Genomic DNA, 22,796 nt, shown 5'->3' on the forward strand with positions numbered 1-22,796 from the left:
AGCATCGCCTCCGGCAGGGTGCAGTGAATAAAGTGAACAGGTTCACCCAGACGGATTTGCGCCAGGTGATAGAGATCGGCTTCGATAACCGAGGCGATGCGTGGATAGCCACCGGTGGTCTGGGCATCCGCCATCAGCACGATGGGCTGTCCGCTGGGTGGCACCTGAATCACGCCCGGCATGACGCCGTGTGACAGCAGTTCACGCGGATTTTCACGACTGAGTTGCCGCCCCTCCAACCGGTAGCCCATCCGGTTACTTTGCGGGCTGAGTTTCCAGGCGGTGCGCCAGAATGCCTGCTGCGCGTCGCGGCTGAATTCGTGGTACTCCGGGCCGGGCAGCGCACGAATCCGGTTGCCCCACAGCAGTTGCCGCACCCCGGCTTTGCGGTCGAACGTCCGGGTCGGTTTGCCCAGCGGCAGGCGATCGCCATCCTGTAAGATTCGCCCTTTGAAGCCGCCAAAACCCGCTTTGAGATCGGTGCTGAGCGAGCCGAGCATTTCCGGCAGATCAAAACCGCCCTGCACCGCCAGATAGCTGCGCATGCCGCGCTTCGGCATTGCCAGCGAGAGTACCTGCCCTTTTTTTACTGCGGTGCGCCAGCCTGTCCAGACCGGCTGACCATCCAGCTCCGCCTGACAGCCCGCCCCCGTCAGCGCAAACCAGCCATTGCGGGTAAACTCCGCTTTAAACTGGCCGAGCACGATCTCCAGCACCGCGCTGTGGGGCGCATTGCCCACCAGCACGTTGGCGGTAAACATAGCAGGATAGTCGAGCACGCCGCCGGGGCTGATGCCATACTGCCGCCAGCCAGCACGACCGGCATCCTGAATGGTGGTGGCCAGTCCGGCTCGCAGAATGTTTAACATACGCCCTCCTGTTGCGGCACAAAGCGCACGCGGTCGCCGGGACGCAGCAACACAGGCGGTTGCTGGCGCGGATCGAACAGCGCGGTGGAGGTATGTCCGATCAGCTGCCAGCCACCGGGCGAGGCCAGCGGATAGATGCCGGTCTGGCTGCCACCAATGCCGACCGATCCGGCGGGCACCGCGACTCTGGGTTCAGCACGGCGAGGCGTGTGCAGACGGGAATCGAGTCCGCCGAGATAGGGGAAACCGGGCTGGAAGCCGATAAAAAACACCACATATTCGCTGCTGCTGTGCAGCTCAACCACCTGACGGGGCGTCAGTCCGGCATGTTCCGCCACTACGGTCAGATCGGGACCAGAGGAGCCGCCATAGATCACCGGGATCGACACCTCCCGCGACGCGGGAAATTCCGCCTCACTCTCCTCCCACCAGCGCTGAAGACGCTCTATCGCATCCAGCGCATTCTGCTGGGGATCGCGCAGGATCAGGGTGATGTTGTTCATGCCGGGGATCACTTCCTGCACGCTCTCATGATCGCGCAGCCGCTGATTGAGTCCCCAGATGCGTTGCTGGCTCTCCAGTGAAACCGGCGGTTCCAGCTCCAGCACGACAGCGCGTTCCCCTGATAAATAACACCGTGCTCGTTGCAACCGCTACCTCCCGCTCAGTTGAGATCGCGCCTGACCGTGCCGCCAAAAGCAGCGGTTCGGCCAGTGCCTTATCTACATAAAGCAAACAGTTATGCGAAAGTGACAGGAAGATGTCAATCAATAAGCTCCGCTGCAGGCGCGCAGCAGCGTGGGTTCTCATCGAAGAATAAGGGCCTGCGCAGGCGTGCAGCAGCAAGAATAGCGTCAGGAAATAAGGCCCTGCGCAGGTGCGCAGGACCGGGAAGGGCATCAGGCAGGGTTAGGAATATCGATGAAGGTTACGTCGAGATTGTGGTGCTGCGCCAGCCACTCGCCCAGCGCTTTTGCGCCGCCCCGCTCGGTAGCATGGTGCCCTGCGGCAAAGAAGTGCAGCCCCTGCTCACGCGCACTGTGGATGGTCTGTTCAGAAACTTCACCGGTAATGTAAGCATCGACGCCTGCGGCCGCAGCCTGGTCGATAAAGCCCTGTCCGCCTCCGCTGCACCAGGCAATACGGCGAATCAGGGCCGGCGCGTTGTCACCGCAATGCAGCGGCTGACGTCCCAGCCGCTCCCCGATTCGGCTGGCCAGCTGTTCGCCGGAGAGCGGCTCTGCCAGTTCCCCATGGAAAACGAGCGGCATCACTTCACCCCGGATTTCAATATCCAGCAGCTTTGCCAGCTGCGCGTTGTTGCCCAGTTCAGGATGCGCATCAAGCGGCAGGTGCCAGCCGTAGAGATTGATATCATTCGCCAGCAGGGTCCGCAGTCGGCGGCGCTTCATCCCTTTAATCGCGGCCGGTTCGCTTTTCCAGAAATAACCGTGATGGACGATTATCGCATCGGCCTCGCGGGCGACCGCCTCATCCAGCAATGCCTGACAGGCAGTGACACCGGTGATAACCCGCTTAACCTCACTGCGTCCCTCAACCTGTAAACCGTTGGGGGCATAATCGCTGAAGGTGTGGCTGTTGAGATGCTGATTAATCAGCGCCTCCAGTTCGTAATGATTCATTCAGGCTCCTGCGAGGCCTCAGGCGGCGCTTTTGGCGCGCTCAAAGGCGTCTAATGTCTTTTTACGTGCGGCCTTATGATCCACGATTGGTGCCGGATAATCGAGTTTCTTATGATGCTTCTCCGCCCAGCGGTGCGGCTGGTGAATATCGCTGTCGGGGACATCGGCCAGTTCCGGCAGATAGTGGCGGATAAAATCGCCCTGCGGATCGAAGCGCTCGCCCTGGGTCGTCGGGTTAAAGATGCGGAAATAGGGTGCGGCGTCCGTCCCGGTTGATGCGGCCCACTGCCAGCCACCATTGTTTGCCGCCAGATCGCCATCAATCAGCTGCTGCATAAAATAGCGCTCTCCTTCGCGCCAGTCGATCAGCAGATCCTTCACCAGAAAGCTGGCGGTGATCATGCGTAACCGGTTATGCATCCAGCCCATCTCCTTCATCTGCCGCATCGCAGCGTCAACGATCGGAAAGCCCGTTTTCCCCGCTTTCCAGGCGTCGAAATGGGCCTCATTGCGCTGCCATTCCACCCGGTGCGTCCAGTCAACAAAGGGCTTATGGCGGCACAGGGAGGGATAGGCGACCAGCAGATGCCGGTAAAATTCACGCCAGATGAGCTCATTCAGCCAGGTAAATGCGCGGCTGTTGTCCAGCGCATCGGGATGTTCATGCAGGACACGATGGAGACACTGACGGGGTGACAACACGCCTGTTGCCAGATAAACCGACAGACGGCTGGTCGCATCCAGCGCAGGCAGATCGCGTTTGTCGGGATAGTCCAGCACCGGCTGTTTAGCGAAGTGGCGCAGACGCTTCAGCGCCGCGGTTTCGCCTGGCGGAAAAAGATCCCGGTCAAACTCGCCTTTGGGGTAGTCAAATGCAGGAATCGCCTGAGTCTTCAGCGGTGCGCCTTCACGCGCTTTTGGCGCAGGGACGCACTCCGGCAATCCCTGCTGGAGACGTCGGACAAAGGCTTTGCTGAAGGGCGTGAACACCTTATACATGGAGCGGTCGCCGCTCTGTACGCTACCGGGTGCCAGCAGCAGACTGTCATCAAATCCCTGACAGATAACCCCCGCTTTGTCGAGACGCTTTTCAGCTTCTGCATCACGCTGACGCTCATTGACCTCATACTGATAGTTATAGAAAAGCTGGTCGACCTTCTGCTTTTCACAAAACTCCGCCAGAGCATCAATGCTGTCACCGAAGGTGCTACACGCCTGGTAGTGCAGTCTGATGCCCCGCTCTGCCAGCGCATCCTGCACTTCCAGCAGGCTGGCGTGGATAAAAGCAGCCTGTTTAGGCGACATCTCATGCTGTTGCCACTGTTCCGGCGTCGCCAGGAAGAGCGCAATGACGTTCGCCTTGCTGTCGCGACAGGCGGCGTGCAGCGCCAGATTATCGTTGATGCGTAAGTCGTTACGCAGCCAGACCAGATGGGTGGTCATACGCCTCCTGAATTACTGTCCGTAGCGTAAGCACAAGGCTTCGGGATAGGGGTCAAAATAACGTTGCTGAGCCAGCCACGGATGCGGGAACTCCGCCATGTAGTGCTTAAGGATGGTGATCGGCACCAGCAGCGGCTGCGTCCCCTGGCGATAGCGATCGATCAGCGTGGCCAGCTCCTGACGCTGTGGCGAGCTGAGCTGACGGCGGAAATAGCCCTGCACGTGCATCAGGACATTGGTGTGATTGCGGCGTGACGCGGGACGAGACATCAGCGCCATCATGCGGTTGCGGTATTCAAACGCAAAGGCGTCCAGCGAATCCCACTGGCTCATGGAAGCGACAAAAGGTCCCAGCTCGCGATATTTCTCCTGCGAGTGCGCCAGCATCATCAGCTTGTAACGGCTGTGGAAGGCGATCAGCCCGTGGCGGGTCAGTCCCTGTTGCCACATCTGATTAAACTCATGCAGCGCGCAGATGCGGCCGATAAAGTTTTCACGCAGCGTCGGATCGTGCAGGCGACCATCTTCTTCCAGCGGCAGCCAGGGCATTTCGCGCTGCAGAAATTCAGCGAAGATGCCGGTGCCAACTTTGCGGTTGTTGTTGGTGTCAGGTTCATAGACCCGCACACGCTCCATGCCACAGCTGGGGGATTTGGCGCACAGGATGTAGCCCGAAAGATGATGCAGCGATTTTACCCGCTCTGCTGACCAGTCACGCATCTGGCGGGTGACTTCTTCTCCGCCATCTTTGCTGAAGCAGAGGTGCAAGTCATCATCATCGCCCTGCTTCACCAGCCGTAATGCCGGACGCGGTGTAGGCAAACCGATTGCCATTTCAGGACAGATCGGCTCAAAACGGACAAAGGGCGTAAGATCCTGGGTCGCAAAAGTAAGACGCTTATGGCCACCATCAAACCTGACGCTATCGCCGAGCAGGCATGCACTGATTCCAACGGGGATTTTATTGCTCATACTTGTACAACCTCTGAAATCTTGTAGAGGTTTAAGTGTAGCGTAAAATGGTCAGGAAGACAGCGTTAAAGCAACAGGTTGCTCTCATTATTGTAGAAAAAAAGTAAAAAAAAGCCCGGTCTGCTGACCGGGCCTGTTTGCTGACAGGAGGCTTTACCAGAAGACGCCGCCTGCCGCTTCTGACTGGGCCAGCCAGACCGGTTTGGCGCTGGTTTTACACCAGATGCGGTGCAGATAGCTATAGAAACGGGCGCGATCCTGGCGGAAAAGCATCACAGGAAGCGCCATAACGCCGAGAAGAACCACCAGCGTGCGGCGTGCAATAATTTTGTAGCGTGGATAAGCCTGATACATGGTTTTTCCTCCCGGCGAGCGAAACGGTGCGAATGTGATCTGTGTCTGACTTTACGCCAGATTGTGTAATTTTACTACTCATCTGACCACTCAATTACCGCTATTTTTGCTGTTTAAGAATCAGCCTGTAATTAAGTTACACAAAGGTTATCGCAAGGTTATTGAAGAGTTGAAAGTGGCCGAACGATCAAGCCGCCGGACGGCAGCCAGAAATATTGATAAAGTAGCGCTTCGGCACCCCGTTAAGGCAGGTATTGCGTGACCACGGTTTTGATCGTTGAAGATGAAAAAGAGATCCGTCGCTTTGTCCGGCTCGCACTGGAGAGTGAAGCCCTTAAAGTTTTTGATGCAGATACGCTGCAGCGCGGACTGATTGAGGCAGCGACCCGTAAACCCGATCTGGTTATCCTGGATCTGGGCCTGCCGGATGGGGATGGCACCGATTTTATCCGCGATCTGCGCCAGTGGAGTGCCATGCCGGTGATTGTATTGTCCGCGCGCAGTGATGAGCAGGATAAGATCGCGGCACTGGATGCCGGTGCGGATGACTATCTGACCAAACCCTTTGGCATCGGCGAACTGATGGCGCGCGTGCGGGTTGCGCTGCGCCGTCATAGCAGTCAGCAGCCCGACGCCCGGGTTCATTTTGCCGATGTCAGTGTCGATTTTGCCGCACGACGGGTGCAGCGCGGCGACAGTGAGGTTCACCTCACTCCTATTGAATTTCGCCTGCTGAGTATTCTGCTGAACAATGCCGGGAAGGTGCTGACACAGCGGCAACTGCTGAGCCAGGTCTGGGGACCGAATGCGGTGGAGCACAGCCACTATCTGCGCATCTATATGGGACATCTGCGTCAGAAGCTGGAAGCCAACCCGACACAGCCTGCCCATCTGCTGACAGAAACCGGCATCGGCTACCGTTTTATGCCATGAAAAAAGGCGCCAGAGGCGCCTTCTGATACTGACAGAATCGGGCAGGTATCGCTGTAAGACGGAGCCTGCGCAGGGAACAGGGTCAGATCGGAAAGACGCAAAACCGTCATCCCTGACTGCTCGGCCCGCACCATCCCTGGCGCGGGACGCTTTCCTCTTCTGACCCTGTCCCCTGCGCATCAGGCTAATCCGCTGCGGCAGGATATGCCCTGATGCGAATAAGGGAGCAGTCTGAGGCGCCCGCGGCGCCTTTTCATGGCCCGACGGATCAGGCGTTTTTCAGCACTTCGCTGACAATCTCTACTGCTTCTTTCTCGATCTGCGCGCGGTGTTCTGCGCCCAGGAAGCTTTCACAGTAAATCTTGTAGGCGTCTTCAGTGCCTGACGGACGGGCCGCAAACCAGCCATTCTCCGTCATCACTTTCAGACCGCCAATGGATGCGCCATTGCCCGGTGCTGCCGTCAGGCGAGCGGTGATCGGGTCACCTGCCAGTGTATCCGCGCTGACCATCTCAGGAGAGAGCTTCGACAGCGCCGCTTTCTGCGCGGAAGTCGCTGATGCCTGCAGACGGTTGTAGCTCGGCGCACCAAAGCGTGCAGCCAGCTCATCGTAATGCTGCTGAGGGTTTTTACCGGTCACGGCAGTAATCTCAGCCGCCAGCAGACACATGATGATGCCATCTTTGTCCGTTGACCACGGCGTACCATCGAAACGCAGGAATGAGGCACCCGCGCTCTCTTCGCCACCGAAGCCAAAGCTGCCGTCATACAGACCATCAACAAACCACTTGAAGCCGACCGGCACTTCCACCAGCTTGCGACCAATGTCATTAACCACACGGTCAATCATGGCGCTGGAAACCAGCGTTTTGCCGACGGCAACGTCCTGGCCCCACTGCGGACGATGCTGGAACAGGTAGTTAATCGCCACAGCCAGATAGTGGTTTGGATTCATCAGACCCGCCGGGGTCACAATGCCGTGACGGTCATAATCAGGATCGTTACCGAATGCCAGATCAAACTTGTCGCGGTAAGCCAGCAGGCCTGCCATGGCGCTTTCAGACGAGCAGTCCATGCGCACCACGCCATCTTTATCCAGATGCATAAAGCGGAAAGTCTGATCGACCGCGTCATTGACCAGCGTCAGATCCAGCTTGTAGTGTTCCGCAATGCGCTGCCAGTAGGCGATACCTGAACCACCAAGCGGATCAACGCCCAGCTTCAGGCCCGCTTTCTGGATAGCCGGGAAATCGATAATTTCGGCCAGGCCTTCAACGTAAGGCTGAATCAAATCTTTCTCGACCACATGACCGCTGGCCAGTGCCTGCTCCAGTGGCAGACGCTTAACCTCTTTCAGGCCATCTTTGATCAGCTGATTAGCGCGATCTTCCACCACTTTGGTGACGTTGGTATCAGCCGGTCCGCCATTAGGTGGGTTGTACTTGATGCCGCCATCTTCTGGTGGGTTATGGGACGGCGTAATCACGATGCCGTCAGCCAGCGGGCCACCCGATTTGTTGTGCTCAAGGATCGCATTTGAGATGGCAGGGGTCGGCGTATAGCCATTGTCCTGCTGCACAATCACGTCAACGCCATTCGCTGCCAGCACTTCCAGCACCGACAGGATTGCCGGCTCAGAAAGCGCGTGCGTATCTTTGCCGACGTAGCAAGGCCCGGTGATGCCGTTCTTTTTACGCTCTTCAGCAATCGCCTGTGCAATCGCCAGAATGTGCATCTCGTTGAAGCTTTGACGCCCTGCACTGCCGCGATGGCCAGAGGTGCCAAATTTCACCGCATGTTCCGGGTTCGCCACATCGGGCTGCAGGACATAATATTGTGACGTTAATTGTGCAACGTTAATCAAATCGCTCTGCTGGGCGGGTTGCCCGGCACGTGGGTGATTGGCCATCGGCGCTGCTCCCTGACGCTTAAGTTTTAGATGGTGCCGCAAACTTTTTCGGTGAGTTCCGCAGGGAACTGCATCGACAGCATGATGTGTTCGATCATGCTGCATTTACGGCCGGTATTGGTGTTGGTGATCACCCAGTACGGCGTGCCGGGCACATGCTTCGGCTTAGTATGGGTGCCATTCTGCAACAGCGTATGCTCATCACCTGCAAAGTAGACGCGGGTGCGGCCCTGCAGCGATGCAGTGGCCTCAGCAAAGGCTGCGGTATCAAGACGATAGAGCGTTGACAAAACGAGCATAAAGCGATTGACCGCCCGCTTCTGCTCCGCATATTCATCGGAGAGCAGCAGCTCACGCATCGCGCGCACACGATCCTGCGGGCGCGAACCCACAGGCGCAGACGGCGCCTCTTTCGCTGCATCTTTTGAGGCAGGCTGAGCCGGCGAAGCGGGTGCCGTCTGACCGGCCGTAAACTTCAGCATACGACGCAGAATGTCAGATGCGCTTTCACCAATGTGCTGCGTGTGGCTGGCAATATAACGGTAGAGCTCTTCGTCAACTTCGATCGTTTTCATCTTATTCCGTACGGTTCTTTCTCATGACAGAACCACCTCTTTCCTGAAAAGCCCTGAGTATAGTCAGACAATTCAACGGATGTGCGGGTTCTAACATGAGGATTATAAAGTTAAATTCAGGCGGGTTGTTAGCAATCAAACGGTTTACGGGCAAAAGTCAGAATATGTCCTAATGCCGCCGGAACCGGCGCGCCTGAAAAGGTGAAACCATGATAACCTAAGCTCAGGTCTCAAACTTAAGAACTTTGCTATGATTTTGAACGCCCGTCTGCAAACTGAACAATCCCCTGCTGATTCTCTGCCCATCCTGCTTATTCACGGTCTGTTTGGCAGTCTGGACAACCTCGGCGTGCTGGCCCGTGGCCTGAAAGATGCCGGGCCATTGCTGCAGGTGGATGTCCGTAACCATGGACTCTCGCCGCGATCGGAGGAGATGAACTACGCTGTAATGGCGCAGGATATGGTCGATACGCTGGATGCGCACGGCATCGACCGCGTCGCGGTCATCGGTCATTCGATGGGCGGTAAAATCGCCATGACCATGAGCGCGCTGGTGCCGGATCGCATTGAGCGGCTGGTGATGATCGATATCGCACCGGTCGATTATCAGACCCGGCGTCACGACCTGATCTTTGCCGGTATTCGCGCCGTCTCAGAGGCAGGTGTGACGCTGCGCAGCGAGGCGGCCCGCATTATGCGGCCGGTGATTGAAGAAGAAGGGGTCATTCAGTTCCTGCTGAAGTCATTTCATGACGGGCAATGGCGCTTTAACGTACCGGTGCTGTGGGATAACTACCCTACCCTTTCTGGCTGGCAGCCTGTTCCCGCCTGGCCTCATCCGGCTCTTTTTATCCGCGGCGGCGACTCCAGTTACCTGGATAACCGCTATCGCGATGCGTTACTTCAGCAGTTCCCGGCGGCGCAGGCCCACGTGATCGGCGGTGCGGGCCACTGGGTCCATGCTGAGAAGCCCGATGCCGTTTTGCGCAGTGTGCGGCGCTTTTTTGCGCTTTAAAAGCAAATAGATGGCAGTAAAGGTTTAGGATTGGCGTCCGGAGTAAGCGTGCAGTATGATGGCGCGCTAAAATTTTGCCGCAGGTCGATTTCTCTGCGGCAACGGCCAATAATTTATAATCTGCGCGGTGAGCGTCTGGCGCCCGCACCCATTCAGTTTTACTAAGCCATGGCAAAAGAACACACTGACCGCACGACGCTCGATCTGTTTGCTGATGAGCGCCGCCCGGGTCGCCCCAAAACCAGTCCGCTTTCGCGTGATGAACAGCTGCGCATCAATAAGCGCAATCAACTGAAACGTGACAAAGGGCGCGGACTGCGTCGTGTCGAACTGAAAATGAACAGTGAGGCCGTCGATGCACTCAATTCGCTGGCCGCGCAGCGTAATCTCAGCCGCAGCGAACTGATTGAACAGATGCTGCTGGCGCAGCTCAAACTGGATTGATGCGGGCAAATCGCACGCAGGAGCAAATGTCGAGGCTTTAACCGTTCCGCGGGTTTGTCTCGTCTGCTATTATTCGCAGAAATGTGCTGCGGCACACATCTCATTATCAGGATTTAAGAGGTTATTTTACTCATGGCACTCGTAGGCATCTTCTTTGGCAGCGATACCGGCAACACCGAAAACATTGCAAAAATGATCCAGAAACAGCTGGGTAAAGATGTTGCAGAAGTGCATGACATCGCGAAAAGTACAAAAGAAGACCTGGAAGCGTTTGATATCCTGCTGCTGGGCATCCCGACCTGGTACTACGGTGAAGCGCAGTGCGACTGGGATGACTTCTTCCCGACGCTGGAAGAGATCGATTTCAACGGCAAGCTGGTTGCCCTGTTTGGCTGTGGCGACCAGGAAGATTACGCTGAATATTTCTGTGATGCGATGGGCACAATCCGCGACATTATCGAGCCGCACGGCGCCGTTATCGTGGGTCACTGGCCAACAGAAGGCTACCATTTCGAAGCCTCAAAAGGTCTGGCTGATGAGACGCACTTCCTGGGCCTGGCCATTGATGAAGATCGTCAGCCTGAGCTGACCAGCCAGCGCGTCGATCAGTGGGTTAAGCAGATTTTTGATGAACTGCAGCTGAAAGAGATCATCGAAGCCTGATGCGCCCCGCCTCAATGTGAGCGCCAGCTCACATTGAGGCAATGGAATTTCCTATAGAAATAATAGCCACATTTTTTTAACTTTCTTCGTTTAATCTGTAGAATACCCGCATCGATCTTCCGCGTATTAGCTCAGGCGGTATGACGCAGTGATGTGCTGAAAGACCTCTGCCAGAATCCTCCCCGGCCCGGTGAAGCTTCCCCCATCGCCCATGATGATTCACGGCCCTCAGGTTTTCATTTCATCCCCTGAGCTCTATAATGAGACGCAAATGCGAATGAGCACAGATCGACATTCAAGGCGACAAGCCACAAAAGTGAATATTAGTAACAGGACAAAATCCGCATGACTGACAACAACACCGCATTAAAGAAGGCTGGCCTGAAAGTGACACTGCCCAGACTGAAAATTCTGGAAGTGCTTCAGGAACCTGAGTGCCATCACGTCAGCGCGGAAGATTTGTATAAACGCCTGATCGACATCGGCGAAGAGATTGGCCTGGCCACCGTTTACCGCGTGCTGAACCAGTTCGACGACGCCGGTATTGTGACACGTCACAACTTTGAAGGCGGCAAATCCGTTTTCGAACTGACGCAGCAGCATCACCACGATCACCTGATCTGCCTGGACTGCGGCAAGGTTATCGAGTTCAGCGATGAATCCATCGAAACGCGCCAGCGTGAAATCGCGACCCGCCACGGCATCAAGCTGACCAACCACAGCCTCTATCTGTACGGACACTGTACGCTGGGCGACTGCCGTGAAGATGAGACCCTGCACGACCAGTAATCTGGCGGGCGGAAATAAAAAAACCGGTTACGTGACCGGTTTTTTTTCGTCTGTGCTCTGCTGAACCCTCAGGCCACCAGCGTCTCCTGCAGATAACGCCAGCGTGGATTCGAGCTACTGCAATCCAGAATCGCCAGCGAAATACGGCTCTGGTTATTGCCATTCAGCATCTGCATTTCACGATACTGCACGGTGATCTCATTTTCATGATGAGAAAGAATGACGTGCTCACAGGTCGCAATTCGCATCCCTTCCCGCTGCCCCTGCAGCTGTCGGAACAGCTCTTCGACCGCGTTAAGATCGTACTCTTTGCCTTTTGGCGTCACCATGCGGAAATCAGGATGGAAAAAGGACATCATCAGCTCAAAGCTGTCATCCGATCCGGCAGGCTGATTAAAAATACGTTCAATGAGCTGATGTAAAACGACGACACTGTGTTTGGCTTCCTGAGCGAGGACTGGCATTTTTTTTCCTTATATAACCCGCTTTGCTACCTCTTAGAGCGCATAGCCTACCTGAAAGCGGACAATTCACATCCTGAAATTGATTAATTTTTTTAAACTCAGATTTCTCTCACAAGGCACTCTGAGCAGAATTTGCATTAAGCCAGAATAAACGTCGGCAATTCTCAATACAGGGGCAATAAAAAAGGGCGATTAATCGCCCTTTTGTCATTTTATGAGGTCAGCCCTAAACGATTATTCGCCCGTTTTAGCCCAGGTGTCGCGAAGCCCCACGGTGCGGTTAAACACCAGCTGCGTCGGTTTAGAGTAAACGCTGTCGGCGCAGAAATAGCCCTCTCGCTCAAACTGGAACGGGGTGGCTGCTTCCACATCGCGCAGGCTCGGTTCGACGAAACCATTTTTGATGCTCAGTGAATCAGGGTTGATCACCGCCAGGAAATCTTCAGCCGCCGCCGGATTCGGCACGCTGAACAGTCGGTCATAGAGGCGGAACTCGGCAGGCTGCGCATGATCCGCAGACACCCAGTGAATCACCCCCTTCACCTTGCGGCCATCGGCCGGATCTTTGCTCAGGGTATCCACATCGCTGGTGCAGTAGATGCAGGTAATGTTGCCCGCTTCATCTTTGGCTACCCGCTCTGCACGGATCACATAGGCATTGCGCAGACGGACTTCTTTGCCCAGAACCAGACGTTTATATTGTTTGTTCGCCTCTTCGCGGAAATCTGCACGGTCAATCCAGATCTCACGGCTGAACGGCACTTCACGCGTGCCCATCTCCGGTTTACCCGGATGGTTAGGCATGGTGATGACCTCGTTGTGACCGGCGGGCAGGTTTTCGATCACCACTTTCAGGGGATCGAGTACTGCCATTGCGCGTGGCGCATTTTCGTTCAGATCATCACGGATGCAGGATTCCAGTGACGCCATCTCGACGATGTTATCCTGCTTGGTCACGCCAATACGACGGCAGAACTCACGGATAGAAGCTGCGGTGTAACCACGACGGCGCAGACCTGAAACGGTCAGCATCCGCGGATCGTCCCACCCTTCTACATGCTTCTCGGTCACCAGCTGAGTGAGTTTGCGTTTTGACATCACCGCATACTCCAGATTCAGGCGCGAGAACTCATACTGGCGCGGATGAACCGGAATCGTAATGTTGTCCAGCACCCAGTCATAAAGACGGCGGTTGTCCTGGAACTCCAGCGTACAGAGCGAGTGCGTAATGCCTTCCAGCGCATCGGAAATGCAGTGGGTAAAGTCATACATCGGGTAGATGCACCACTTGTTGCCGGTCTGGTGATGTTCCGCAAACTTGATGCGGTAAAGCACCGGATCGCGCATAACGATGAAGTTCGAAGCCATATCGATTTTGGCGCGCAGACAGGCCGTGCCTTCCGCAAAGCCACCGTTTCGCATTTTTTCAAACAGCGCCAGGTTCTCTTCCACGCTGCGATCGCGATACGGGCTGTTTTTGCCCGGCTCTTTCAGGGTGCCACGATATTCGCGAATCTGATCCGGGCTCAGCTCATCAACGTAAGCCAGCCCTTTGGTAATCAGCTCAACGGCATAGTTGTAGAGCTGATCAAAATAGTCTGATGAGTAGCAGACTTCACCGCTCCACTCAAAACCCAGCCACTGGACGTCACGCTTGATGGATTCAACGAATTCCATATCCTCTTTAACCGGATTGGTATCGTCGAAACGCAGGTTGCATTGCCCCTGATAATCCTGGGCGATGCCAAAATTCAGACAGATCGATTTCGCATGACCAATGTGCAGATAGCCATTGGGCTCCGGCGGAAAACGGGTATGCACGCTGCTGTGCTTACCGCTCGCCAAATCTTCGTCAATGATCTGACGAATAAAGTTAGTTGGGCGGGCTTCAGCCTCACTCATCTCAAAAATCCTCAATACGAATAACGGGTGATTTGTACCACGAAGTAACGGAGTATGATCCACAAAGCGTCTGAGGGAAACAACCGTTTGTTAAGCCTTTAAAACAAAAAAGGCAGGAATCGCTTCCTGCCTGTGGGGTTCTGTTGCGGGGATTAGCCTTTCACTTCATACAGCGGGGTTTCACCTGCGACGACCGGACCGTGGGCCAGGAGTGTCAGACCCGCGAAATCTTCGCTATTGCTGACCACCACCGGACTCACCATCGAGCGGGCATTTGCGTTCAGGAATTCAAGATCCATCTCCAGCACCGGCTGACCGGCTACCACGCTGGCTCCCTCTTCCGCCAGCCGGGTAAAGCCTTTTCCGTCCAGCGCCACGGTATCGAGTCCCATGTGAACCACGATCTCGACACCGTTGTCGGTTTCCAGACAGAACGCATGATTGGTATTGAAGATTTTCACCAGCGTTCCGGCAATCGGTGCCACAACCCATTTGTCGCTGGGTTTGATGGCCAGCCCGTCGCCTACAGCTTTGCTGGCAAAGGCTTCATCCGGAACCGCATCCAGTGCCACGACCTCTCCCGTTACCGGTGCCAGCAGCGTCGCAATAACGCGCTTCTCGCTGTTCAGCACGGCCTGCGGTTTAACCTCCGGCTCTGCCGCTGGCGTCGTGCCGGATGCAGCTGCCGCGACCGGGCCTTTGGCCAGCATTTTTTTCATGGCGGAGGCGATGCCTTCGGCCTGGGTGCCGACAATGATCTGCACGCTCTGTTTATTCAGACGGATAACGCCGGACGCGCCCAGACGCTTCGCCACGCTCTCGTTGACCTGAGCCGAATCGTTCACGTTCAGACGCAGACGGGTGATGCAGGCGTCAATGCTGGTCAGGTTAGCGGAGCCACCGACTGCACCGATGTAGCGACGTGCCAGGGATTCCGTGGCGCTTTCACCGTTATCACTGTTGTCCACGTTGACGTCATACCCATCGCTTTCATCACCGGCCACCGCCAGCTCGCGGCCAGGGGTCAACAGATTGAATTTTTTGATGGTGAAGCGGAAGACCACGTAATAGATAACGAAGAACACCAGCCCCTGCGGGATCAGCATGTACCAGTGGGTCGCCAGCGGGTTACGGGTGGAGAGGAACATATCCACCAGCCCGGCGCTGAAACCAAATCCGGCGATCCAGTGCATGCTGGCGGCGATGAAGACAGAAATACCGGTCAGTACGGCGTGGATCAGATAGAGCACCGGTGCCACGAACATGAAGGAGAACTCCAGCGGTTCGGTGATCCCGGTAAAGAAGGCGGCAAACGCAGCGGCCAGCATGATACTGCCCACTTTGACGCGATTCTCAGGACGCGCGCAGTGATAGATAGCCAGCGCAGCGCCAGGCAGACCAAACATCATGATCGGGAAGAAGCCCGCCTGATAGCGACCGGTAATGCCCACGGTGGCCGACCCATCCGCCAGTGACTGTGCACCGCCGAGGAATTTAGGAATGTCATTAATTCCGGCCACATCGAACCAGAACACGGAGTTCAGCGCGTGATGCAGACCGACCGGGATCAGCAGACGGTTAAAGAAGGCGTAAATACCGGCTCCGACCGAGCCAAGCTTCTGGATATGCTCGCCAAAGCCTACCAGACCATTGAACACCACCGGCCAGATATACATCAGGATAAAGGCGACGAAGATCATCAGGAACGAAACGAGAATCGGCACCAGCCGGCGTCCGCTGAAGAAAGAGAGCGCCTTAGGCAGTTCGACGTGGCTGAAGCGGTTATAGACTTCTGCCGAGAGAATACCGACCAGAATGCCGACAAACTGGTTTTCGATTTTGCCAAAGGCAGCAGGCACCTGTGCCAAAGGAATTTTCTGAATCATTGAGACAGCGGCTGGTGAGCAGAGCGTGGTGACCACCAGGAAGCCGACAAAGCCGGTGAGGGCCGCCGCGCCATCTTTATCTTTCGACATGCCGTAGGCGATACCGATCGCAAACAGGACTGACATGTGCTCAATAATCGCCGCACCGGACTTGATCAGCAACGCCGCCAGCGCGTTATCTGCACCCCAGCTGACGGGATCGAGGTAGTACCCTACCCCCATAAGTATCGCTGCCGCTGGCAGGGTGGCAACCGGCACCATCAGTGCCCGCCCTACCTTCTGTAAATAACTTAACATGGACCTTCCCCCTATGAGCCTGACTTGTCGCTTTGCGCCGCTTAATGTTGTTATGTCAGCTGCAAAGATTGTGAATACACTGCATGTCACGCAGCGAAGTGTAATGACAAATTAATTCGCCTCGCAAATTAAAACCCCGACATATGTGACTTTTATCACTAAAAAACATCAGGTCACACTGCAACATCTGGCTATGAATGCAAACTTATTTTATGATCCGAAATATTGAATTGCGCTCCGGCCGTGGCGAGAATAGAAAATCTGTTCAGGCTGATGATTTACGCAACGGTTCAGCGATCCCCTTTCCATTTCAAATGAGGTGAAACATGAGACTGATTCCTTTAGCGACGCCAACCCAGGTCGGCAAATGGGCCGCCCGACATATCGTTAACCGCATTAACGCGTTTAACCCGACAGCGGAAAAACCTTTTGTCCTGGGTCTGCCTACCGGCGGCACGCCACTGGAGGCATACAAACACCTGATTGATATGCACAAAGCGGGCCAGGTCAGTTTTAAGCATGTTGTGACGTTCAATATGGATGAATATGTGGGCCTGCCAAAAGAGCATCCGGAGAGCTATCACAGCTTCATGTATCGTAATTTCTTCGATCACGTTGATATTCAACCGGAAAATATCAACCTGTTGAATGGTAATGCACCCGATATTGACGCAGAATGTCGTCAGTACGAAGAGAAAATTCGCGCGCTGGGTAAAATTCACCTGTTTATGGGGGGTGTCGGTAACGACGGCCATATCGCCTTTAACGAACCGGCTTCGTCGCTGGCTTCGCGAACCCGCATTAAAACCCTGACCCATGATACCCGCGTAGCGAACTCTCGCTTCTTCAACGGCGACGTTGACCAGGTGCCTAAATACGCGCTGACGGTCGGCGTCGGCACGCTGCTGGATGCAGAGGAAGTGATGATTCTGGTTACCGGCCATGTTAAAGCGCAGGCCCTGCAGGCGGCGGTTGAAGGCAACGTCAACCATATGTGGACCATCAGCTGCCTGCAGCTGCACGCAAAATCGGTGGTGGTGTGTGATGAGCCGGCCACCATGGAACTGAAAGTGAAAACCGTAAAATATTTCCGCGAAATGGAAGCGGAAAATATGAAAGGCGTGTAACAGAACATTGTCATGCCCTGCTGTTACGCTGCGTGACAGCAGGCCAGGACGGGAGAAGAGAGATGTACGCATTAGTCAACGGTCGCATCTACAGCGGTCATGAGATTCTGGATAACTACGCGGTCGTGGTTGACGGGACGCAGATTGCGCACGTCTGCCCGCGTGAAGCGGTTGCCGCGGATGTTGAATTGCGGGATGTGGCGGGTGCCATCATTGCGCCAGGCTTTATCGATCTCCAGCTTAACGGCTGTGGTGGCGTGCAGTTCAATGACGACATTGATGCGCTCAGCGTTGAAACGCTGGAGATTATGCAGCGCGCCAATGAGAAATCGGGCTGCACCAGCTTTTTACCGACGCTGATCACCAGCAGCGATGCCCTGATGAAGCGGGCCATCGACACCATGCGCGCCTATCTGCAGAAACATCAGCATCAGGCGCTGGGTCTGCATCTGGAAGGCCCGTGGCTCAGCAAGGCGAAGAAAGGCACCCACGATCCGGCGCTGATTCGCCTGCCGGATGCGGCGATGGTGCAGTATCTGTGTGACAACGCCGATGTCATCACCAAAGTGACGCTGGCGCCGGAAAATGCCGGTCGCGAGGTGATTCGACAGCTGACTGACGCCGGGATCATTGTGTCTGCCGGTCACTCCAGTGCAACGTATGAAGAGGCGAAAGCGGGCTTCTCGGCTGGCGTGAGTTTTGCGACACACCTCTACAACGCGATGCCCGCCTTTGCCGGTCGTGAACCGGGGCTTATCGGTGCGCTGTTTGATTCGCCTGATGTATACTGCGGCATTATTGCGGATGGTTTACATGTACATTACGCTAACGTGCGCAATGCTAAACGCATAAAAGGCGACAAGCTGGTGCTGGTAACGGATGCCACCGCACCAGCGGGCGCGGCAATCAGTGAGTTTATTTTTGCTGGCAAAACAATCTATTATCGTGACGGGCTCTGTGTTGACGAAAACGGCACACTCAGTGGTTCCGCCCTGACGATGATTGAAGCGGTACGGAACAGCGTCGAGCATGTGGGTATCGCACTGGACGAAGCATTGCGCATGGCATCACTCTACCCGGCACGGGCGATGGGCGTGGAAAAACAGTTAGGCTCGATCGAAGCAGGAAAAATCGCGAACCTGACTGTGTTTACGCGCGACTTTAAAATCATTAAGACGTTTGTCAACGGAGACGACGTCCTGAGCGAGTAAGCACTGAATGACCACTGGCGGCCAGTCACAAATAGGAAATGTCGATCTTGTTAAGCAACTTAATAGCGCAGCGGTTTACCGGCTGATTGATCAACAGGGGCCGATATCGCGCATTCAGATTGCCGAACTTAGTCAGCTCGCCCCCGCCAGCGTCACGAAAATTACCCGCCAGTTGATTGAGCGCGGCCTGATCAAAGAGGTAGACCAGCAGGCGTCTACCGGTGGTCGCCGCGCTATCTCGATTATCACTGAAACCCGCCACTTCCAGACCATCGGCGTCCGGCTCGGCCGTCACGATGCCACCCTTACGCTGTTTGACCTCAGCGGCAAATCGCTGGCGCAGGAGGATTATGCGCTGCCGGAACGCACCCAGGAGACGCTGGAGCATGCGCTGTTTAATGCCATCAGCGGCTTCATCGAGCAGCACCAGCGTAAAATCCGCGAGCTGATCGCCATTTCCGTGATCCTGCCCGGCCTGGTCGACCCGATTAACGGCGTGATTCGCTATATGCCGCACATCGCTGTCAGCCACTGGCCGCTGGTCGCCAGCCTGAAGAAACGCTTTAACGTCACCAGTTTTGTGGGTCACGATATCCGCAGTCTGGCGCTGGCCGAGCACTACTTCGGTGCAAGCCGCGACTGTGCTGACTCAATTCTGGTGCGGTTACACCGGGGGACCGGTGCAGGCATTATCGCCAACGGCCATATTTTTCTCGGCAGCAACGGTAACGTCGGCGAGATCGGCCACATTCAGGTCGATCCGTTAGGCGAACGCTGCCACTGCGGTAACTTTGGCTGCCTGGAAACCATTGCTGCCAATGGCGCCATTGAAAACCGTGTGCGTCACCTGCTGAATCAGGGCTACCCCAGTGTGCTGACGCTGGAGGCGTGCCAGATGCCTCACATCTGCAAAGCGGCGAATCAGGGTGATGCCCTGGCCTGTGAAGTGATCGAGCACGTGGGGCGCTATCTCGGCAAAGCGATTGCCATCGCCATCAACCTGTTTAATCCACAAAAAGTGGTGCTGGCGGGAGAGATTACCGAAGCAGAAAAAGTGCTGCTGCCCGCGATTGAGGGCTGCATCAATACCCAGGCATTAGAGGCCTTCCGTAAGCATCTGCCGGTTGTTCGTTCGACACTGGATCATCGTTCTGCGATTGGTGCCTTTGCGCTGGCTAAACGTGCCATGCTTAACGGCATTCTGCTGCAACACCTTCTGGAAGATTAAGCTCACCCGCTGCTGTGGCGGGCCACACCGGATCTGACTATGACCATAAAAAGCGTAATTTGTGATATCGATGGCGTGCTGATGCACGACAACACGGCCGTTCCCGGCGCACAGGAATTTCTGCAGCGCATTCTGGCCAAAGAGATGCCGCTGGTGGTGCTGACCAACTACCCTTCGCAGACTGAGCAGGATCTGGCTAACCGTTTTGCCTCAGCAGGCGTTGAGGTGCCCGATTCCGTCTTCTACACCTCGGCAATGGCCACCGCGGACTTCCTGCGCCGTCAGGAGGGCAAAAAGGCGTATGTGATTGGTGAAGGGGCGCTGATTCATGAACTCTACAAAGCGGGCTTTACCATTACCGATGTGAATCCCGACTTTGTGATTGTCGGAGAGACCCGCTCCTTTAACTGGGACATGATGCATAAAGCGGCCTTCTTTGTTGCCAACGGCGCTCGCTTTATTGCCACCAATCCCGATACCCATGCGCGTGGGTTTATTCCCGCCTGTGGCGCACTCTGTGCGGGGATTGAGAAGATATCCGGCCGCAGCCCCTTTGTTGTGGGCAAACCAAGCCCTTACATCATGCGTGCCGCGCTGAACAAAATGCAGGCTCACTCCGAAGAGACGGTCATCGTCGGCGATAACCTGCGCACCGATATTCTGGCCGGTTTCCAGGCGGGTCTGGAGACGGTGCTGGTGCTCTCTGGCGTCTCCACCCTGAGCGATATTGACGCGATGCCGTTCCGCCCGGACTGGATCTACCCCTCTGTTGCCGATATTGACCTGTTCTGATTCAGTTTGCTTATGACGCATCGGGCTGAATTGTGATGCGTCTCCCCTTTTTCTCCGCTTTTACCCCCCTGTTTGCCGCCTGATTTTTGCTCAAAAAATGCATTTCATTGCAGATCCAACAACAAAACAGCCATTAAATTATCGTTTATTCAATTTTATCGTCATGTGATCAATATTTTTATCAGTAAATCACGATTCCTCTTGCATTGACGGCACCAAATAGCGCATTTTCTTATCTATCACGCAGCGTCAGGCTGCCGGACAAACCTAAAAGATAACATCGCCGTAAGGTGAGCTCAGGAGTCAGTTATGTGTTCAATTTTTGGTGTGCTGGATCTGAAAAGCGATCCTGTTGAGCTGCGCAAAAAGGCGCTGGAATGTTCACGCTTAATGCGTCATCGCGGCCCGGACTGGTCAGGCGTCTACGCTGATGACCATGCCATCCTGGCGCATGAACGTCTCTCAATTGTTGACGTTAACAACGGCGCACAGCCGCTGTACAACGCTGACCACACCCATGTCCTGGCAGTCAACGGCGAAATTTATAACCATCAGGCGCTGCGCGCGGAACTCAGCGATCGCTATGCGTTTCAGACCGGTTCTGACTGTGAAGTGATTCTGGCGCTCTATCAGGAGAAAGGGGTCGACTTCCTTGATGACCTGGAAGGCATGTTCGCCTTTATCCTCTACGATAGCGTCAAAAACACGTATCTGATTGGCCGTGACCATATCGGTATTATCCCGCTCTATATGGGTAACGATGAGCATGGCAATCTCTATGTCGCGTCAGAAATGAAAGCGCTGGTACCGGTCTGCCGTTCGATTAAAGAGTTTCCGCCGGGAAGCTACCTCTCCAGCACCGATGGCGAAATCCGTCGTTACTGGCAGCGTGACTGGATGGAGTACAAAAACGTTGAACACAACACCACCGATGCGGCCGGCCTGAAGCATGCGCTGGAAGAGTCTGTGAAAAGTCACCTGATGTCAGATGTGCCTTATGGTGTGCTGCTGTCGGGCGGTCTGGACTCCTCCATCATTTCCGCCGTGACCAAACGTTTTGCGGCAAAGCGTGTTGAAGACCAGGATAAAAGTGATGCGTGGTGGCCACAGCTTCACTCCTTTGCTGTCGGGCTGGAAGGCTCACCCGATCTGAAAGCGGCGAAAGCCGTGGCGGAACATCTGGGCACCGTGCACCATGAGATTCATTTCACCGTGCAGGAAGGTCTGGATGCAATTCGCGATGTGATTTATCACATTGAAACCTATGACGTCACCACCATTCGTGCCTCCACGCCGATGTACTTAATGTCGCGTAAAATCAAGGCTATGGGCATCAAGATGGTGCTGTCAGGCGAAGGCGCAGATGAAGTGTTCGGCGGCTACCTTTACTTCCATAAAGCCCCCAACGCTAAAGAGTTCCACGAAGAAAACGTGCGTAAACTGCAGGCGCTGCATATGTTCGACTGTGCCCGCGCCAACAAAGCGATGTCCGCCTGGGGCGTTGAGGCCCGCGTGCCGTTCCTGGATAAAAAATTCCTGGATGTGGCGATGCGTATCAACCCGGAAGATAAAATGTGTGGCAGCAACGGCAAAATGGAGAAGCACATTCTGCGTGAATGTTTCTCCTCTTACCTGCCGGAAAGCGTGGCGTGGCGTCAGAAAGAGCAGTTCTCAGATGGCGTCGGTTACAGCTGGATTGACTCGCTGAAAGAGGTGGCTGCGAAGCAAATCAGCGACCAGCAGCTGGCAACCGCTCACTTCCGCTTCCCGCACAACACGCCGGGGTCGAAGGAAGCCTATCTCTACCGTGAGATCTTTGAAGAGCTGTTCCCGCTGGCCAGCGCCGCGGAGTGTGTGCCAGGCGGTCCATCAGTAGCCTGTTCGTCAGCCAAAGCGATCGAGTGGGACGAGGCGTTTAAAAACATGAACGATCCATCAGGTCGTGCCGTTGGTGTGCATCAGTCAGCCTATCAATAAGCCGACTGAGCACGGTCAGAATGGGCCCGCTGCGGCCCATTTTTTTGACGATTAGCGTTGTATTCACTGAAAAATTGCCGAATAAACCGCCATGCTGGTTATAAGCCACGCAAACAGCCATAACCAGGCAAAAATCGGTAAAAAAATTGTTGACGCTGTCAGGTCAACTCCGCATAATGCGCCCCGCAACGCCGATGAAGGTAACGCGAAAAAAAGATGGCTACGTAGCTCAGCTGGTTAGAGCACAGCACTCATAATGCTGGGGTCACAGGTTCGATTCCCGTCGTAGCCACCATCTTTTTT

21 protein-coding genes and 1 tRNA gene are annotated in these 22,796 nt (G+C 55.3%); 11 read left to right on the forward strand and 11 right to left on the reverse strand.

What is annotated here, in order from left to right:
* From pxpC to CKF42_RS19120, 6 genes are all read right to left on the reverse strand, one after another.
* Positions 1 to 869: 5-oxoprolinase subunit PxpC (gene pxpC / locus CKF42_RS19095; RefSeq protein WP_111208934.1), on the reverse strand; the 869-nt coding region annotated here is incomplete at its 3' end.
* Complete coding sequence (pxpB, locus tag CKF42_RS19100; protein WP_111208935.1) at positions 863 to 1,519, reverse strand: 5-oxoprolinase subunit PxpB; 657 nt, start codon at positions 1,517 to 1,519, stop codon at positions 863 to 865. The genes pxpB and pxpC, both read right to left, overlap by 7 nt.
* 249 nt (positions 1,520 to 1,768) lie before the next feature.
* Positions 1,769 to 2,512: a type 2 GTP cyclohydrolase I gene (locus CKF42_RS19105; protein ID WP_111208936.1), complete on the reverse strand. Its 744-nt coding sequence runs from the start codon at positions 2,510 to 2,512 to the stop codon at positions 1,769 to 1,771.
* Positions 2,513 to 2,530: 18 nt separating this feature from the next.
* Positions 2,531 to 3,955, reverse strand: a complete 1,425-nt coding sequence (gene phrB / locus CKF42_RS19110) for a deoxyribodipyrimidine photo-lyase (protein ID WP_111208937.1) — start codon at positions 3,953 to 3,955, stop codon at positions 2,531 to 2,533.
* 12 nt (positions 3,956 to 3,967) lie between these two features.
* Positions 3,968 to 4,927, reverse strand: coding sequence for a 2-thiouracil desulfurase family protein (locus tag CKF42_RS19115; RefSeq protein WP_111208938.1), 960 nt, complete (start codon positions 4,925 to 4,927; stop codon positions 3,968 to 3,970).
* 153 nt (positions 4,928 to 5,080) lie between these two features.
* Positions 5,081 to 5,281 (reverse strand): YbfA family protein, encoded by a 201-nt coding sequence (locus tag CKF42_RS19120; protein ID WP_009091439.1) that lies wholly within the window; start codon positions 5,279 to 5,281, stop codon positions 5,081 to 5,083.
* A gap of 258 nt (positions 5,282 to 5,539) precedes the next feature.
* Between CKF42_RS19120 and kdpE the strand changes: the two genes are divergently transcribed.
* Entirely contained in the window at positions 5,540 to 6,214 is a 675-nt protein-coding gene (gene kdpE / locus CKF42_RS19125) for a two-component system response regulator KdpE (RefSeq protein WP_009091441.1), read from the forward strand.
* 268 nt (positions 6,215 to 6,482) lie between these two features.
* Here the strand turns inward: kdpE and pgm are convergent, their stop codons facing one another.
* Positions 6,483 to 8,123: a phosphoglucomutase (alpha-D-glucose-1,6-bisphosphate-dependent) gene (gene pgm, locus CKF42_RS19130; protein WP_009091443.1), complete on the reverse strand. Its 1,641-nt coding sequence runs from the start codon at positions 8,121 to 8,123 to the stop codon at positions 6,483 to 6,485.
* Between the two features lie 26 nt (positions 8,124 to 8,149).
* Positions 8,150 to 8,698, reverse strand: coding sequence for a replication initiation negative regulator SeqA (seqA, locus tag CKF42_RS19135; protein ID WP_009091446.1), 549 nt, complete (start codon positions 8,696 to 8,698; stop codon positions 8,150 to 8,152).
* A gap of 250 nt (positions 8,699 to 8,948) precedes the next feature.
* Between seqA and ybfF the strand changes: the two genes are divergently transcribed.
* From ybfF to fur, 4 genes are all read left to right on the forward strand, one after another.
* A complete protein-coding gene (gene ybfF / locus CKF42_RS19140; RefSeq protein ID WP_009091448.1) occupies positions 8,949 to 9,713 on the forward strand; it encodes an esterase in 765 nt (254 codons plus the stop codon).
* Between the two features lie 168 nt (positions 9,714 to 9,881).
* Positions 9,882 to 10,157: a LexA regulated protein gene (ybfE, locus tag CKF42_RS19145; RefSeq protein ID WP_009091450.1), complete on the forward strand. Its 276-nt coding sequence runs from the start codon at positions 9,882 to 9,884 to the stop codon at positions 10,155 to 10,157.
* A 132-nt stretch (positions 10,158 to 10,289) separates the two neighbouring features.
* Positions 10,290 to 10,820 (forward strand): flavodoxin FldA, encoded by a 531-nt coding sequence (gene fldA / locus CKF42_RS19150; RefSeq protein ID WP_009091452.1) that lies wholly within the window; start codon positions 10,290 to 10,292, stop codon positions 10,818 to 10,820.
* A 345-nt stretch (positions 10,821 to 11,165) separates the two neighbouring features.
* Positions 11,166 to 11,609, forward strand: coding sequence for a ferric iron uptake transcriptional regulator (gene fur / locus CKF42_RS19155; RefSeq protein ID WP_009091454.1), 444 nt, complete (start codon positions 11,166 to 11,168; stop codon positions 11,607 to 11,609).
* A 68-nt stretch (positions 11,610 to 11,677) separates the two neighbouring features.
* Here fur and CKF42_RS19160 read toward each other — a convergent pair whose 3' ends face one another.
* From CKF42_RS19160 to nagE, 3 genes are all read right to left on the reverse strand, one after another.
* Positions 11,678 to 12,073, reverse strand: a complete 396-nt coding sequence (locus CKF42_RS19160; protein WP_009091456.1) for a hypothetical protein — start codon at positions 12,071 to 12,073, stop codon at positions 11,678 to 11,680.
* Between the two features lie 234 nt (positions 12,074 to 12,307).
* Positions 12,308 to 13,975 (reverse strand): glutamine--tRNA ligase, encoded by a 1,668-nt coding sequence (gene glnS / locus CKF42_RS19165; RefSeq protein ID WP_009091458.1) that lies wholly within the window; start codon positions 13,973 to 13,975, stop codon positions 12,308 to 12,310.
* A gap of 152 nt (positions 13,976 to 14,127) precedes the next feature.
* Positions 14,128 to 16,158 carry an N-acetylglucosamine-specific PTS transporter subunit IIBC gene (nagE, locus tag CKF42_RS19170; protein ID WP_111208939.1) on the reverse strand — a complete coding sequence of 677 codons (2,031 nt, stop codon included), beginning with the start codon at positions 16,156 to 16,158 and terminating at the stop codon, positions 14,128 to 14,130.
* A gap of 326 nt (positions 16,159 to 16,484) precedes the next feature.
* On the opposite strand from nagE, the gene nagB reads away from it, so the two are divergent.
* The 6 genes from nagB to CKF42_RS19200 all read left to right on the forward strand — a co-directional run bounded on the left by nagB (position 16,485) and on the right by CKF42_RS19200 (position 22,788).
* The gene (nagB, locus tag CKF42_RS19175) at positions 16,485 to 17,285 is read left to right on the forward strand and encodes a glucosamine-6-phosphate deaminase (protein WP_009091462.1); all 801 of its coding nucleotides are present in this window, start codon (positions 16,485 to 16,487) and stop codon (positions 17,283 to 17,285) included.
* Between the two features lie 62 nt (positions 17,286 to 17,347).
* On the forward strand, positions 17,348 to 18,496 hold the full coding sequence (gene nagA / locus CKF42_RS19180) for an N-acetylglucosamine-6-phosphate deacetylase (RefSeq protein WP_111208940.1): 1,149 nt from the start codon (positions 17,348 to 17,350) through the stop codon (positions 18,494 to 18,496).
* A 7-nt stretch (positions 18,497 to 18,503) separates the two neighbouring features.
* Positions 18,504 to 19,724: an N-acetylglucosamine repressor gene (locus CKF42_RS19185; protein WP_046101417.1), complete on the forward strand. Its 1,221-nt coding sequence runs from the start codon at positions 18,504 to 18,506 to the stop codon at positions 19,722 to 19,724.
* A gap of 39 nt (positions 19,725 to 19,763) precedes the next feature.
* Entirely contained in the window at positions 19,764 to 20,516 is a 753-nt protein-coding gene (locus CKF42_RS19190; protein WP_009091467.1) for an HAD-IIA family hydrolase, read from the forward strand.
* Between the two features lie 309 nt (positions 20,517 to 20,825).
* Positions 20,826 to 22,493: an asparagine synthase B gene (asnB, locus tag CKF42_RS19195; protein ID WP_009091468.1), complete on the forward strand. Its 1,668-nt coding sequence runs from the start codon at positions 20,826 to 20,828 to the stop codon at positions 22,491 to 22,493.
* Positions 22,494 to 22,711: 218 nt separating this feature from the next.
* Positions 22,712 to 22,788: transfer RNA gene (locus tag CKF42_RS19200), tRNA-Met, on the forward strand.
* The last annotated feature ends 8 nt before the right edge of the window (positions 22,789 to 22,796 follow it).

This window comes from Pantoea sp. ARC270, assembly GCF_003236725.1.
In the GTDB taxonomy this organism is placed as follows: domain Bacteria; phylum Pseudomonadota; class Gammaproteobacteria; order Enterobacterales; family Enterobacteriaceae; genus Pantoea; species Pantoea anthophila.

What these genes read in the sequence shown, in the direction of transcription:
- CKF42_RS19120 (WP_009091439.1), bottom strand. Translation starts at nt 5,281, where the DNA reads ATGTATCAGGCTTATCCACGCTACAAAATTATTGCACGCCGCACGCTG.
- nagA (WP_111208940.1), top strand. Translation starts at nt 17,348, where the DNA reads ATGTACGCATTAGTCAACGGTCGCATCTACAGCGGTCATGAGATTCTG.
- asnB (WP_009091468.1), top strand. Translation starts at nt 20,826, where the DNA reads ATGTGTTCAATTTTTGGTGTGCTGGATCTGAAAAGCGATCCTGTTGAG.
- fur (WP_009091454.1), top strand. Translation starts at nt 11,166, where the DNA reads ATGACTGACAACAACACCGCATTAAAGAAGGCTGGCCTGAAAGTGACA.
- nagE (WP_111208939.1), bottom strand. Translation starts at nt 16,158, where the DNA reads ATGTTAAGTTATTTACAGAAGGTAGGGCGGGCACTGATGGTGCCGGTT.
- fldA (WP_009091452.1), top strand. Translation starts at nt 10,290, where the DNA reads ATGGCACTCGTAGGCATCTTCTTTGGCAGCGATACCGGCAACACCGAA.
- CKF42_RS19105 (WP_111208936.1), bottom strand. Translation starts at nt 2,512, where the DNA reads ATGAATCATTACGAACTGGAGGCGCTGATTAATCAGCATCTCAACAGC.
- CKF42_RS19190 (WP_009091467.1), top strand. Translation starts at nt 19,764, where the DNA reads ATGACCATAAAAAGCGTAATTTGTGATATCGATGGCGTGCTGATGCAC.
- CKF42_RS19115 (WP_111208938.1), bottom strand. Translation starts at nt 4,927, where the DNA reads ATGAGCAATAAAATCCCCGTTGGAATCAGTGCATGCCTGCTCGGCGAT.
- ybfF (WP_009091448.1), top strand. Translation starts at nt 8,949, where the DNA reads ATGATTTTGAACGCCCGTCTGCAAACTGAACAATCCCCTGCTGATTCT.
- nagB (WP_009091462.1), top strand. Translation starts at nt 16,485, where the DNA reads ATGAGACTGATTCCTTTAGCGACGCCAACCCAGGTCGGCAAATGGGCC.
- pgm (WP_009091443.1), bottom strand. Translation starts at nt 8,123, where the DNA reads ATGGCCAATCACCCACGTGCCGGGCAACCCGCCCAGCAGAGCGATTTG.
- seqA (WP_009091446.1), bottom strand. Translation starts at nt 8,698, where the DNA reads ATGAAAACGATCGAAGTTGACGAAGAGCTCTACCGTTATATTGCCAGC.
- ybfE (WP_009091450.1), top strand. Translation starts at nt 9,882, where the DNA reads ATGGCAAAAGAACACACTGACCGCACGACGCTCGATCTGTTTGCTGAT.
- phrB (WP_111208937.1), bottom strand. Translation starts at nt 3,955, where the DNA reads ATGACCACCCATCTGGTCTGGCTGCGTAACGACTTACGCATCAACGAT.
- CKF42_RS19160 (WP_009091456.1), bottom strand. Translation starts at nt 12,073, where the DNA reads ATGCCAGTCCTCGCTCAGGAAGCCAAACACAGTGTCGTCGTTTTACAT.
- glnS (WP_009091458.1), bottom strand. Translation starts at nt 13,975, where the DNA reads ATGAGTGAGGCTGAAGCCCGCCCAACTAACTTTATTCGTCAGATCATT.
- CKF42_RS19185 (WP_046101417.1), top strand. Translation starts at nt 18,504, where the DNA reads ATGACCACTGGCGGCCAGTCACAAATAGGAAATGTCGATCTTGTTAAG.